This is a genomic window from Caballeronia jiangsuensis, assembly GCF_046030135.1.
Lineage (GTDB): Bacteria > Pseudomonadota > Gammaproteobacteria > Burkholderiales > Burkholderiaceae > Caballeronia > Caballeronia jiangsuensis.
Genome location: NZ_JAQQDB010000047.1, coordinates 1 through 14,254, shown reverse-complemented (window position 1 = coordinate 14,254; position 14,254 = coordinate 1). Strand labels below are relative to the sequence as shown.

8 protein-coding genes are annotated in these 14,254 nt (G+C 65.3%); all 8 read left to right on the top strand.

Annotation, left to right across the window (positions count from 1 at the left end; translation table 11 throughout):
- Window positions 1-291: 291 nt before the first annotated feature.
- Entirely contained in the window at window positions 292-618 is a 327-nt protein-coding gene (gene trxA, locus PQR08_RS32730) for a thioredoxin TrxA (protein WP_008349330.1), read from the top strand.
- A 272-nt stretch (window positions 619-890) separates the two neighbouring features.
- Window positions 891-2,156, top strand: a complete 1,266-nt coding sequence (gene rho, locus PQR08_RS32725) for a transcription termination factor Rho (RefSeq protein ID WP_035501035.1) — start codon at window positions 891-893, stop codon at window positions 2,154-2,156.
- Window positions 2,157-2,261: 105 nt separating this feature from the next.
- Entirely contained in the window at window positions 2,262-3,089 is an 828-nt protein-coding gene (locus PQR08_RS32720) for a M90 family metallopeptidase (protein WP_250483693.1), read from the top strand.
- A 139-nt stretch (window positions 3,090-3,228) separates the two neighbouring features.
- Window positions 3,229-3,483 carry a type B 50S ribosomal protein L31 gene (locus PQR08_RS32715; protein WP_035501039.1) on the top strand — a complete coding sequence of 85 codons (255 nt, stop codon included), beginning with the start codon at window positions 3,229-3,231 and terminating at the stop codon, window positions 3,481-3,483.
- A gap of 247 nt (window positions 3,484-3,730) precedes the next feature.
- Complete coding sequence (locus tag PQR08_RS32710; protein ID WP_250483694.1) at window positions 3,731-5,494, top strand: ArnT family glycosyltransferase; 1,764 nt, start codon at window positions 3,731-3,733, stop codon at window positions 5,492-5,494.
- A 40-nt stretch (window positions 5,495-5,534) separates the two neighbouring features.
- The gene (locus tag PQR08_RS32705) at window positions 5,535-6,896 is read left to right on the top strand and encodes an MATE family efflux transporter (protein WP_250483746.1); all 1,362 of its coding nucleotides are present in this window, start codon (window positions 5,535-5,537) and stop codon (window positions 6,894-6,896) included.
- Between the two features lie 117 nt (window positions 6,897-7,013).
- Window positions 7,014-13,013 (top strand): alpha-2-macroglobulin family protein, encoded by a 6,000-nt coding sequence (locus PQR08_RS32700; protein ID WP_250483695.1) that lies wholly within the window; start codon window positions 7,014-7,016, stop codon window positions 13,011-13,013.
- A gap of 4 nt (window positions 13,014-13,017) precedes the next feature.
- The coding region (locus PQR08_RS32695) for a transglycosylase domain-containing protein (protein ID WP_408163714.1) at window positions 13,018-14,254 on the top strand (1,237 nt) is incomplete at its 3' end.

Genomic DNA, 14,254 nt, shown 5'->3' with positions numbered 1-14,254 from the left:
GGTGAAATGCGCGGACCTTTGCGGCGCCCTCTTGCGCTTCGTGTTTTCGGCCTCAGATGCGGCCTATCGGTACCCGGCAACGGATAGCAAAGTAGGCTAAGATGACATTTGAATAACCCGGATGTGGTGCAACTTGCCCTTCCTCGGATCATTCGCCGCCGTTTGCGAGCCGTTCTGGCGCACGGCGTGCGGGCCGAATCCTGGCCGTTGGCGACGAAAGTTCTTTTCAGTTTTGGTGTATCGTGGCGAGCATTCAAACGCGGGCCTCGAAACAATTGAGGTATTCAGACAATGAGCGAATCAATCAAGCACATCAGCGACGCTTCTTTCGAACAGGATGTCGTCAAGTCGGATAAACCTGTCCTGCTCGACTTTTGGGCGGAGTGGTGTGGTCCGTGCAAAATGATTGCCCCGATCCTCGACGAAGTCGCGAAGGATTATGGCGATCGCCTTCAAATCGCGAAGATCAATGTGGACGAGCATCAGTCGACGCCGGTCAAGTTCGGCGTGCGCGGCATCCCCACGCTGATCCTTTTCAAGAACGGCGCGGTCGCCGCGCAGAAGGTCGGCGCGTTGTCCAAGTCGCAACTGACCGCGTTCCTCGACAGCAACCTGTAACGGCATCACCGGCGGGCGTCGGCATTCACTGACGCCTGCCCGGGCATTCGCAGCGCCGCATCGACACTATCGAGAAGCGCGAACGGAATGCAGCCGATGTTGTCACGCGACAACATCGGCCGAAAAGCCCCGCCCAAAGCCAACCCGAGGCTCGCGCGGCGTGTGCTATGCTAGAATCACAAGAGTTCAAGAAGTATTAAGTCTCGAGCGGTTCCGCTCACCTCTTCTCCCAAATCTTTCTGTCGCACCTCTCTCCCCGGCGGGAAATCCGTATGCATTTATCCGAGCTCAAGTCTCAGCACGTGTCTGCACTGATCGAGATGGCCAATGGCCTCGAGATCGAAAATGCGAACCGCCTGCGCAAGCAGGAACTCATGTTCGCCATTCTTAAAAAGCGCGCCAAAGCTGGCGACACGATTTTCGGCGACGGCACGCTCGAAGTGCTGCCCGACGGCTTCGGCTTTCTGCGCTCGCCCGAGACTTCGTATCTCGCGAGCACGGACGACATTTACATCAGCCCGTCGCAAATCCGCCGCTTCAATCTGCACACCGGCGACACGATCGAAGGTGAAGTCCGCACGCCGAAAGACGGCGAGCGTTATTTCGCGCTCGTGAAGGTGGACAAAGTCAACGGGCAGCCGCCCGAGGCCTCGAAACACAAGATCATGTTCGAGAACCTCACGCCGCTGCACCCGAACAAGCCGCTGCCCCTCGAGCGCGAAATGCGCGGCGAGGAAAACGTCACGGGCCGGATCATCGACATGATCTCGCCGATCGGCAAAGGCCAGCGCGGTCTGCTCGTCGCATCGCCGAAGTCGGGCAAGACCGTGATGCTTCAGCATATCGCGCATGCGGTGAAGGCGAATCATCCGGACGTCATCCTGTTCGTGCTGCTCATCGACGAACGCCCGGAAGAAGTGACGGAAATGCAGCGTTCGGTGCGCGGCGAAGTCATCGCCTCGACCTTCGACGAACCCGCCGCGCGTCACGTGCAGGTGGCCGAAATGGTCATCGAGAAGGCGAAGCGTCTCGTCGAAATGAAGCATGACGTCGTCATCCTGCTCGACTCCATCACGCGTCTCGCGCGCGCCTACAACACCGTCGTGCCGGCATCGGGCAAGGTGCTGACGGGCGGTGTCGACGCCAACGCGCTGCAGCGTCCGAAGCGCTTCTTCGGCGCGGCTCGAAATATCGAGGAAGGCGGTTCGCTCACGATCATCGGCACGGCGCTCATCGAAACGGGCAGCCGCATGGACGACGTGATCTACGAAGAGTTCAAGGGCACCGGCAACATGGAAGTGCACCTCGAGCGCCGTCTCGCGGAAAAGCGCGTGTACCCTTCCATCAACCTGAACAAGTCGGGCACGCGCCGCGAAGAACTGCTCATCAAGCCGGACCTGCTGCAGAAGGTCTGGGTGCTGCGCAAGTTCATCCACGACATGGACGAAGTCGAAGCCATGGAATTCCTGCTCGACAAGATCCGTCAGACGAAGAACAACGCCGAGTTCTTCGACATGATGCGTCGCGGCGGAGGCTGATTCCGCTTCGCTGCTTCAGGACAAAAAACCGCCTGCTTCGTCAGGCGGTTTTTTATTGGCGCCGTGCGTACAATTCGCAACTGTTCCAGTCCTCCCGTTCGACGCATGGCCAACCTCTTCTCCCGCTGGTTCGGCGCGCAACGCCGCGAGCGCGCGCTGCGCAAATACGCGATCGACGACGCGCTGTGGCAGCGCACCCTCGACACCTACCCGTGCTTCGGCCATTTGACTGCGGACGACCTCGGACGTCTGCGCGAAACCGCGAGCCTGTTCATCGCGCAAAAGGAGTTCTCGACTGCGCACGATCTCGAACTGACGGATCAGATGGTCGTCTCGATCGCCGCGCAAGCCTGTCTGCCGGTGCTCAATCTCGACCTCGATCTGTATCGCGGCTGGGTCGGCGTGATCGTCTATCCGGGCGAGTTCATCATCAGGAAGACGGTCGAAGACGAAGACGGCGTCGTGCACGAAATCGAGCACGACGCGAGCGGTGAAGCATGGGAAGGCGGTCCCGTCGTGCTCTCGTGGGAAGACGCGCAGATGGCCGACGGCTCGGACGCGTACAACGTCGTGATCCACGAGTTCGCGCACAAGATCGACATGGTGACGGGCGAAGCCGATGGTCATCCCCCGCTCTTTCGCCGCTGGCACGCGCCGCTCGACATGACCGCCTGGTCCGATATCTTCGACAACGCGTACGACCAATTCTGCGCACGCGTGGACGCGGTGCCGGAGCGGCGCTGGAGCCGCTTCGAACGCGAATCGCTGATCGATCCGTATGCGGCAGATCATCCGTCGGAGTTTTTCGCGGTGTGCAGCGAGGCGCTTTTCGTGACGCCGCAGGCGTTCGAAGCCGGGTATCCCGAACTTTACCGACTGCTCGCGCGCTATTACCGGCAGGACCCGGCGGGCGTCGGCGCGCTCGATGCATGAGTTCCGCCGCGACCTCCGGAAAAGATGTCAACCGCCTGATTTTCTGGCATAATCGCCGTTTTTCGACCCCAGGCAAGTGACTCGCTCGACACTCAGCAAAGTGCGACGGGTTGGCTACCGCCAGATATCAGGAAAGACCATGAAAGAAGGCATTCACCCGAATTATCGCGAAGTCCTGTTCGTCGACATGTCGAACGACTTCCGTTTCGTGACCCGTTCGACCATCCAGACGCGCGAGACCGCCGAATTCAACGGCAAGACGTACCCGCTCGCGAAGATCGAAGTGTCGTCGGAATCGCACCCGTTCTACACCGGTCAGCAAAAGATCATGGACACGGCGGGCCGCGTCGAGAAGTTCAACAACAAGTTCGCGCGCTTCTCCACCAAGAAGTAAGTCGGGCTTCGGACCGGTTCGGCCGGTCAGCAAAAAGGGCAGCTTTGGCTGCCCTTTTTTGTCACTGCTCGCTTTTCGTCGTTCGTGCACCGCCTTTGCTGCATTTGGTAAGCGTTGTTGCGCCCGGTTACGGCGAGCATCGATGAACCGCCCTTAACGCCGCCGCGCGACTACAATGCCGGTTTGCTCCAGCACCAGACTCGCTTTGCGCGAGCTCAGCGGACCGTTTTCCATCAAGCCATCCCGCATGCGATCTGTCGTTCGTCTGACCGCCTCCGCCACCAGCGCATTGCCGCGCTGGCTGTTGCTCGCCATCTGCATTATCTACGCGTCGTTCGGTCTGTTCGGCCGCGATCCGTGGAAGAACGAGGATGCGGCTGGCTTCGGCGTGATGTGGACGATGGCCAACGGCGACGCGCGCGACTGGCTGCTGCCGAACCTCGTCGGCAAAGCGCCCACCGCCGACGGCCCGCTGATGTACTGGCTCGGCGCATCGGCCATTCGGCTGCTGAGCCCCTGGGTCGATGCGAGCAACGCCTCGCGCATCGTCACGGGTCTGCTCTTTTGTCTGGCCTGCGCGTTCGTGTGGTATTCGGCCTACCTCCTTGGCCGGCGCGACGAGGCCCAGCCCTTCAAATACGCTTTCGGCGGCGAACCGGAGCCCCGCGACTACGGCCGCACGCTCGCGGACGGCGCGCTCCTTATCCTGCTCGCGTGCTTCGGGCTCGCCGAGCGCGGTCACGAAACCACGCCGCAGCTCGCGCAGTTCGCCGGCACCGCGATGCTCCTCTATGGCCTCGTGCGCAGCCTCGACAAGCCGATCCACGGCGGCCTCGTGTGGGGCGTGGCGATCGGCGTGGTCGGGCTGTCGAGTTCGCCGGTGCTCGTGTTCGCGCTCCTGCTCTGCACGCTCGCGATGACGATCATCGTGAAGCAGGTGCGGGCCGCGCCGCTCCTGATCTTCGGCCTGCCGGTCGCCATCGTGCTGATCGCCGCGTGGGTGCTGCCGACGCTGCATTACTTCCCGGATGACGGCGAATGGTGGCTGCGTCAATGGTGGCGCAACAGCTTTTCCTTCTTCTCCGGCACGCCCGGCGCGATCTTCGGCTACGCGATCAAGAACCTGCCGCTCTTCACGTGGCCCGCGTGGCCGCTCGCGGTCTGGGCGTTCGTCAGCTGGGGCGGGATGCGCCGCTCGCCGCACGTCGGCGTGCCGCTGTCGATCATCGGGCCGCTGCTCGTGCTGGTCGTCCTGCAGGCGCACGAGACCAACCGGCTCTTCATGCTGCTGCTGCCGCCGCTTTCGGTGCTCGCGACCTTCGCGCTGCCCACGTTGAAGCGCGGCGCGATCAACGCGATCGACTGGTTCGCGATGCTGAGCTTCACCATCATCGGCTCCTTGGTGTGGCTCGTGTGGACCGCCGGCATGTTCGGTTTCCCCGCGTCGATGGCCCGCAATCTCGCGCGTCTCGCGCCGGGCTTTCATCCCGAGTTCAAGCTGATTTCCTTCGCGTGCGCGGTCGCCGTGACGGTCTGCTGGTTCCTGCTCGCGCGCTGGCGGCTCGCGCGTCATCCGAAGGTGCTCTGGCGCAGCGTCGTGCTGTCGAGCGCGGGCACCACGCTCATGTGGGTGCTGCTCATGACGCTGTGGCTGCCGGTGGTGAACTACAGCCGGACGTATCGCGACGTGGCCGAGCAGATCGCTGATCATCTGCCGCCCGACTACACCTGCATCTCGCCCGTGCGTCTGGGCGACGCGCAGATCGCCACCTTCGCCTATTTCGGCGGCATGCATTTCGCGTTCGACGAGGACTGCGACGTGATCCTGCGTCAGGATCCGGCGGATTACGGCGAGCCGTCGTCGATGTCCGCGTTCCAGTGGAAGCTCGTATGGGAAGGCCGCCGTGTCGCCGACCGCGACGAGCGTTTCCGCCTCTACGTGCGCATCGAGCGCCCCACGCCGCCAGCGAAAAAGCCGCTGCGTCCGAAGAGCCTGCGCCGGGCGCAGTAACGCGATGCGCGCGATGCAGACCTCCATCAGCACGACCGGCATGCTGCGCGACGTGCGCAAGATCGCCGCGCTCGCGTGGCCGGTGCTGATCGGCCAGCTCGCGGTGATCGCATTCGGCGTGATCGACACCGCGATGGTCGGCCGCTTCTCCGCGACGGATCTGGCCGCGCTCGGCCTCGGCGGCTCGGTCTATATCTCGGTGTATATCGGCCTGACGGGGATTCTCGTCGCGTTGCAGCCGATCGCCGGGCAGCTTTTCGGCGCGGGCCGCGAAAGCGAAATCGGCGAGGAAACGCGGCAGGCGCTGTGGCTCGCCGCCGCGCTCACCGTCGTCGGCTTCGTGCTGCTCTACTTTCCCGAACCGCTGCTTTCCCTCGCGAAGAGTCCGCCCGCGCTGCACGACCGCACGGTCGACTATCTGCGCATTCTCTCGTTCGGCCTGCCCGCGAGCCTCGCGTTTCGCGTCTACAGCTCGCTCACCAACGCGGTCGGCAAGCCGCGCCTCGTGATGTTCCTGCAAGTCGGCGGACTCTTGCTCAAGTTTCCGCTCAACACATGGTTCATCTTCGGCGGCTTCGGCATGCCGGCGCTCGGCGGCCCCGGCTGCGCGCTCGCGAGCACGCTCATCAACTGGGTGCTCGCGATCGTCGGCATGACGGTGCTCGTGAAGTTCGAATTCTTCCGCCCGTTCGGCATCTTCTCGCACTTCTGCTGGCCGGTCTGGCGGCGTCAGCTCGCGCTCCTGCGTCTCGGCATTCCGATGGGCCTCTCGTATCTCATCGAAGTCACGTCGTACACGTTCATGGCGCTCTTCATCTCGCGCTTCGGCACCACGACGCTCGCCGGCCATCAGATCGCCGGCAACCTCGGCGCGGTGCTCTACATGACGCCGCTGTCGATCGGCATCGCGTCGTCGACGCTCGTGTCGCAGGCGCTCGGCGCCGGACGTTATGACGACGCCCGCTCGATCTCGCGTCACGGCATCGGCATGGCGTGCGTGCTGGCGCTCGCGTACGGCGTGATCCTGGTCGCGGCGCGTCCGCACGTGATCGCCGCCTATACGCCGGACGCGAACGTCATCGCGGCCGCGATGCCGCTCGTGCTCATCATCTTCTTCTATCACCTCTGCGACGCCCTGCAGATCACCACCGCGTTCATCCTGCGCGCGTACAAGGTGACCCTCGTGCCGACCGTGATCTACGCCATCGCGCTGTGGGGCATCGGGCTCGGCGGCGGCTATCTGCTCGGCTTCGACGTGGGCGGCGGCGTGCCCGAGTGGCTGCAAGGCGCGCGCGGTTTCTGGATCGCGAATTCGGCGAGTCTGGGCGTCGCGGGCGTCGGCCTGTTTCTCTACTGGCGGCGCGTGAGCGCGCGGCATCTGAACCACGTCGATCCGACCTGAACCGCTCGCATCCGATTCGATGATTTGTGTAGAAAAACATCGGCGGTTCGCATCATCGGAAAGAATGACGTAAGGCTCCAGTAGAATTTCGCGTCGAGGGAAACTCGGAGCGAGTGGATGAGCCGCATTACAACGTCACAAAAAAAATGGATTCTGGCCGCAACCACGCTGATCGCCGCGCTGGGACTGGGCGCCGCGTTTCATCGAGCCGATGCCGCGCGCATCGCGAGCGTGTCGCCGCAAGGCAAGGTCGCGCAAGTGCGGCAGGTCGTCGCCAAATTCGACGAACCGATGATCGCGTTCGGCAATGCGGCGGCGCCCGCGCCCGGCCAGGTCACCTGTAGCGGCGCGAGCGCTTCGGATACGGCGGGCTCGCAGCGCTGGATCGACGCCAAAACCTGGGCTTTCGACTTCGAGCACGATCTGCCGCCCGGCGTGCGCTGCGCGCTCGATCTCGCGGACGGCCTCAAGTCGGTCTCCGGCACCGCGCTGTCCGGCCCGCGCCACTTCGCGTTCCAGACGGGCGGACCGTTCGTCACGCGCATCATGCCGAGCTACGGCGACATCGAAGAAAATCAGGCCTTCGTGCTGCGCCTGAACGGTCCCGCGACGCAAGCTTCGGTGCTTCAGCATGTCTGGTGCGAATCGAACGCTCTCGGCAACCGGATTCCGGTGCACGCGGTCGATGACGCCACCCGCGCCGCCCTGCTCAAACATTTCCGGCTGGAGAAAGAAAGCGATCGCGTGCTCACGCTCGCGTGCCAGCAAACGTTGCCGTCGGCGACGAAGATGCAGCTCGTGTACGGCGCGGGCGTGACGGGGCCGAGCGGCATCGCCAACGATGTCGAAAAGCGGTTCGACTTCAACGTGCGCGAGCCCTTCACGGCGAGCTTTTCGTGCGAGCGTGAAAACGCGAAAGCGCCGTGCACGCCGCTGCGCCCGTTGCGCCTGAACTTCAGCGCGCCGATCAGCCGCGCCGACGCGCAGAAGTTCGTGCTGCACGGCCCGAAAGGCAACGCGTCGCCCAGTTTCGACGCGTCCGACAAGGACGCCGAAGTGAGCTCCGTCGAGTTCGCCGCGCCGCTGCCCGAACGCGCCGATCTCACCATCGACGCTCCCGCGAATCTGAAAGACGCGAGCGGCCGCACGCTCGCGAACGCCGATCTCTTCCCGCTCAAGACCGCGACCGCCGCGATGCCGCCGCTCGCGAAGTTCTCGTCGGGCACGTTCGGCATCATCGAGCGGTTCGCCGAGCCGGACATGCCCGCGATGCTGCCGGTCACGTTGCGCCACGTCGAAGCGGACCTGCATGTGCAGGGGCTGAATTCGGGCACCTCGCAGATCACGAAGCTCAAGCTCGACGCCGACACCGACATCCGCCAATGGATGCGCGCCGTCGATATGTTCGACGGCATCTCGATGTCGCGCTCGACGATCGAGGAGCGCATGCCGCAGATGCTCGACAACGGCATCGCGCCGGTCATCATCCCGAACAGCGACGGCTCGTCGTCCAAAGATCCGCAAATCGACATCCGTTCGCTGTCGATGCTCGCGAAGCAGCGCGGCGTCGAAACGCTCACCCTACCCGCCGCTGATCCGAAAGCGCTGCGGCCGTTCGAAGTCGTCGGCATTCCGCTCACGAAACCCGGTTTCTATGTCGTCGAACTGGGCTCGCCCGCGCTCGGCGCGTCGCTGCTCGGCAAGAATCAGGCGATGTACGTGCGCACGTCGGTGCTCGTCACCAATCTCGGCGTGCATTTCAAGCAGGGCCGCGAGAATAGCCTCGTGTGGGTCACGACGCTCGACAAGGGCAAGCCCGTCGCCAACGCCGACATTCGCGTCACCGACTGCAACGGCGACGAAATCGCCATCGCAAAGACCGACGCGCAAGGCCTCGCGAAGATCGGCAAGCCGCTCGCGGCCACGCGCGAATGCAACGAGCACAGTCTCGCGTGGGGCGGCTTCTTCGTGTCGGCGCGGGTGAACGATCCCGTCACCGGTCCCGACATGGCCTTCGTGACCTCGGACTGGAATCGCGGCATCGAATCGTGGCGCTTCAACGTGCCGACGGACATGAGCGCGACGCGCACGACCCGCGCGCATACCGTGTTCGACCGGACGCTTCTGCGCGCGGGCGAAACCGTGTCGATGAAGCATCTGCTGCGCGTCGAAACGCTGCACGGCTTCGCGTTTCCGTCGAGCTATCCGGGCCGCGTGACGATCCGGCACGTCGGCAGCGGACAGACCTGGCATCTGCCGCTCAAGTGGGCCGCCGACCACAGCGCCGACTCGACCTTCACCGTGCCCGTCGCGGCGAAGCTCGGCGAATACAGCGTGTCGCTCGACAACGGCGCCGCGTCTGCGAACGACGACCAGGACAACGACAACGCCGTCACGCAGTCGTATGAATCGGGCAGCTTCCGCGTCGAGGAATTCCGCCTGCCGGTGTTCAAAGGCTCCATCACCGCGGGCGACGCCAAATCGCCTGGGCTCGTCGCCGCGCATGAAGCGCCCGTCGCGGTGCGGCTCGAATATGTGCAGGGCGGACCGGCGTCGAATCTGCCGGTGCAGGTGTCCGCGCTCGTGCGCGATGTAGCGCCGCCCTTCGCTTCGCAATACGAGGCGTTCAGCTTCGCGCCGTATCGGAAGCCGTCTAACGACGGCGCCAGCGCGCCCGCCGAGGACGAAGACAGCGAGCAGGAGGACCACGCGACGACGAAGCTCATCGCCGACAAGCTGCGCGTCACGCTCGATCGCGACGGCGCCGGCAAGGTCACGGTGAAGCCGCTGCCGGCCGTCGACTCGCCGAAGCGTCTCGCGCTCGAAGCGAGCTTCGCCGATCCGAACGGCGAGGTTCAGACGATCAGCGGCGGCACCACGCTCTGGCCGGCCGCGGTAGCCGTCGGCGTGAAGGCGGGACATTGGGTGTCGGTCGGCGGCGCGCTGCCCGTGCAGGCGCTCGCGCTCGACTTGCAGGGCAAGCCGCACGCGGGCGTAGCGGTCGATATCAAGGCCGTCGCGCGCGTGATGTCGAGCTCGCGCAAGCGCATGGTGGGCGGCTTCTACGCGTACGACAATCACACCGAGATCAAGGATCTCGGCACGCTGTGCAGCGGCAAGAGCGACGATCACGGCATCGTCTCGTGCGACGCGAAGCTCAAGGAGCCGGGCAACGTCGATCTGATCGCGGTCGCGAAAGACGGCGATGATCGCGTGGCCAACGCGAGCACATCCGTATGGGTCACGCGCGAGGACGAGTTGTGGTTCGGCGGCGAGAACACCGACCGCATCGACGTGTTGCCCGAGAAAACGAGCTACGAGCCCGGCGAGACCGCGCGCTTTCAGGTGCGCATGCCCTTCCGTTCCGCGACGGCGCTCGTCGCGGTCGAGCGTGAAGGCGTCGTCGAGACGCGGGTCGTCGAACTGAACGGCAAGGATCCGACCGTCGAGCTGAAGGTCGAGAACGCGTGGGGGCCGAACGTCTACGTGTCGGTGCTCGCGTTGCGCGGACGCATCCGCGAGGTGCCGTGGTATTCGTTCTTCACATGGGGATGGAAAGCGCCGGTCGAATGGGCGCGCGCGTTCTGGTACGAAGGCCGCCAATATCAGGCGCCGACGCCGCTCGTCGATCTGTCGAAGCCCGCGTTCCGTTACGGGCTCGCGTCGATCAAGGTCGGCACGGCGTCGCACAGGCTCGCGGTCACCGTGAGTCCGGATGCGAAGTCGTACGCCGTCCGAAGCAAGGCACACGTTAAGCTCAAAGTCGCGCTGCCCGATGGCAAGCCCGCGCCCGCCGGTACGCAGATCGCGGTTGCGGCCGTCGATGAAGCATTGCTCGAACTCATGCCGAACCAGAGCTGGAACGTGCTCGACGCGATGCTTCAGCAACGCGCGTACGGCGTCGAGACGGCGACCGCGCAGATGGAGATCATCGGAAGACGTCACTTCGGACGCAAGGCGGTGCCCGCGGGCGGTGGAGGCGGACACAGCGCGACGCGCGAGCTGTTCGACACGCTCTTGCTGTGGAATCCGCGCGTCACGCTCGACGCGAACGGCGAAGCCAGCGTCGATGTCCCGCTGAACGACGCGCTCACGCGCTTTCGGATCGTCGCGGTCGCGGCGGTCGGCGCGGGGCAGTTCGGCACCGGCAGCGCATCGATTCAAAGCACGCAGGACTTGCAGCTCATATCCGGATTGCCGCCGCTCGTGCGCGTCGGCGATGCGTTCCGCGCGCAGTTCACGCTGCGCAACACGACGGCGCGAACGATGCGCGTCGTCGTCACGCCGCGCGCCGGCACGCTCGCGCTCGACGCGCGCACGGTGGACCTCGCGCCGGAATCGTCGCAGGAAGTGGCCTGGGACGTGACCTCGCCCGATGTGCCCGGCGCGGGTAATTCCGCGAGTCTCGACTGGAACGTGAGCGCGTCGGAACAAGCCGGGCCGAAGGCGAGCGATTCCGTGAAGCTGACGCAGAAGATCGTCGCGGCGGTTCCGGTGACCGTGCAGCAGGCGACCATCGCGCAAGTCGACGGCACGTTCAGCGTGCCGGTCGCGCCGCCCGCCGACGCGAGCACGTCGAGCGATGGCACGGTGCGCGGCGGCATCGCGGTGTCCTTGCAGCCGAAGCTCGCCGATGGCCTGCCGGGCGTGCGCCGCTGGTTCGAGCGCTATCCGTACAACTGCCTCGAACAGCAGACCTCGCGCGCGCTCGGCCTGATGGACTCCGCGCAATGGCAGGCCGTGCTCGCGAGGATGCCGTCGTATCTCGACCGCGATGGCCTCGCGAACTACTTCCCGCCCGCCGACGACGAGCGCCCGACCGGCAGCCCAGCCCTTACCGCGTATCTGCTCGCCGTGACGAACGAAGCCGCGAAAGAGGACAGCCGCTTCGCCCTGCCCGCCGATCTGCGTAATCAGATGGCGGCGGGTCTCGCGAATTTCGTCGATGGCAAGATCGAACGCAAGTTCTGGGCGCCGCGCAACGATCTCGACTTCGAGAAGCTCGCGGCCATCGAAGCGTTGTCGCGCTATGGCCTCGCGCAGCCGCGCATGCTCGGCTCGATCACGGTCGCGCCGGATCAGTGGCCGACATCGGCGGTGCTCGACCTCTACGCGATCCTTTCGCGCGTGGACGGCATTCCGAATCGCGACGAGATGCGCGCGCACGCCGAGCAGGTCATCCGTGCGCGCCTGACGTATCAGGGCACGCGCCTGACCTTCACGACCGAACGCGAAGACAATCTCTGGTGGCTCATGACCGGCACCGAGACCAACGCCGCGCGCACGGCGCTCATTTTCGCGGACGCGCCCGGATGGAAGGACGAGATGCCGCGCGTGGTCGCGGGCTTGCTCGCGCTGCAGACGAACGGCGCGTGGCAAACGACGACCGCCAATCTGTGGGGCGCGCTCGCTGTCGGGCGATTCTCGCGGCTCTTCGAAAGCACGCCGGTGACGGGTCGTACGTCGATCGACTTGGGCGGCTCGACGCAAAGCGTGAACTGGGGCGCGCCGGCTTCGAGCGCGCCTGCATCGGCGACGCCGGTCACGAAAACCGCCAGCGTGCGCAGCGTCATGCTGCCGTGGAGCAGCGGTTCGCTCGCGCTGACGCAAGACGGCACGGGCAAGCCGTGGGCCACGATCGAAAGTCTCGCGGCGGTCGCGTTGAAGGCGCCGTTCGCGGCGGGCTATCGCATCGCGAAGACCGTCACGGCGGTCGATCCGGCCGTGAAAGGCGTGCTCTCGCGCGGCGATATCGTGCGTGTGCATCTCGACATCGACGCGCAAAGCGACATGACCTGGGTCGTCGTCAACGATCCGATTCCCGCGGGCGCGACGATTCTCGGCTCCGGCCTCGGACGCGACTCCGAAGCGGCGACTCAGAGCGAAAAACGGGATCGCGGCGCGTGGCCCGCGTTCGTCGAACGTGGCTTCGACGGCTATCGCGCGTACTACAACTATCTGCCGAAGGGCAAGCTGACGGTCGAATACACGATGCGACTGAACAATCCCGGCACCTTCGGTCTGCCGCCCACGCGCGTCGAAGCGCTTTACGCACCTTCGTCGTTCGGCGCGCTGCCGAATGCGCCAGTGGTCGTCAAGCCGCTTGCCGCGAAGTGATGTCATGAAACGCGCCGCCGGCCTCGTCATCGCGTGCGTTCTTTCGGCGGCGGCGCACGCGTCGCCGAGCTTCGACGACGTGCGCGCGAACTGGCGCAGCTCCGACTGGGTCCTGCTCTCCCGCGACGGCGAGCCGCTCGCCCGCACGCGCATCGATAAAAGCGCGCGGCGCGGCGACTGGGTGGCGCTCGCGGACGTATCACCGGCGTTGCGCGAAGCGATCGTCGTGTCGGAGGACAAGCGCTTCTACGAGCACGCGGGCGTCGACTGGCGCGGCGCGGCGGCGGCCGCGTGGGGCAATCTTTGGAACACGCGCACGCGCGGCGCATCGACGGTGACGATGCAGCTCACCGGCCTCATCGACGCCGATAAGTCGGCGGGCCGGCGCTCGATCGGCGAAAAGGCCGGGCAGACGATTGGCGCGCTGTGGCTCGAACGAACCTGGCGCAAGGACCAGATTCTCGAGGCGTATCTGAATCTCGTGCCATTTCGCGGCGAGATCGTCGGGTTGTCGGCGTTGTCGCAGACATTGTTCGGCAAGGCGCCCTCCGGGCTCGATGAACGCGAAGCCGCGCTCGCCGCCGCGCTGGTGCGCGCGCCGAACGCGCCGTATGCGACAGTCGCCGCGCGCAGTTGCGTAATCCTGCGCGACATGCAGACGCTGCACGGCGTCGCCCGAAACGTCGATCCATGCGTCAATCTCGATAGTTTCGTGCAGCTCGCGCTCACGCGCACGGCCTCCGCGCCCGCCTATGCACAAGCCGACGACGCCCTCGCGCCGCATCTCGCGCGACGTATCGCGAGCGAGACGCATCCGGTGGCAGGCGCGCGCGTGCGCTCCACGCTCGATTCGCGTCTGCAACGCTTCGCCCGCGACACGCTCGCGCGAACGCTCGCCGAACTGAACGCGCGCGCGCATCCGCGCAACGTCCACGACGCGGCGGCCATCGTGATCGACAACCGCTCGGGCGACGTGCTCGCGTGGGTCGGCTCGGCGGGCGGTTTGTCGAACGCGCCGGAGGTCGATGCCGTAGTCGCTCCGCGTCAGGCCGGCTCGACGCTTAAGCCCTTTCTCTATGCGCAGGCGTTCGACGAGAAGCGCGTCACGGCCGCCACGCTGCTCGACGACGCGCCGCTCGATCTCGCGACCGGCGGCGGTCTCTACATCCCGCAGAACTACGATCACGATTTCAAAGGCTGGGTGAGCGTGCGCACCGCGCTCGGCGCGGCGCAGAAACAGC

Bases quoted from the DNA above. Each gene is read 5' to 3' on its own strand.
- trxA (WP_008349330.1), top strand. From the start codon at position 292: ATGAGCGAATCAATCAAGCACATCAGCGACGCTTCTTTCGAACAGGAT.
- rho (WP_035501035.1), top strand. From the start codon at position 891: ATGCATTTATCCGAGCTCAAGTCTCAGCACGTGTCTGCACTGATCGAG.
- PQR08_RS32720 (WP_250483693.1), top strand. From the start codon at position 2,262: ATGGCCAACCTCTTCTCCCGCTGGTTCGGCGCGCAACGCCGCGAGCGC.
- PQR08_RS32715 (WP_035501039.1), top strand. From the start codon at position 3,229: ATGAAAGAAGGCATTCACCCGAATTATCGCGAAGTCCTGTTCGTCGAC.
- PQR08_RS32710 (WP_250483694.1), top strand. From the start codon at position 3,731: ATGCGATCTGTCGTTCGTCTGACCGCCTCCGCCACCAGCGCATTGCCG.
- PQR08_RS32705 (WP_250483746.1), top strand. From the start codon at position 5,535: ATGCTGCGCGACGTGCGCAAGATCGCCGCGCTCGCGTGGCCGGTGCTG.
- PQR08_RS32700 (WP_250483695.1), top strand. From the start codon at position 7,014: ATGAGCCGCATTACAACGTCACAAAAAAAATGGATTCTGGCCGCAACC.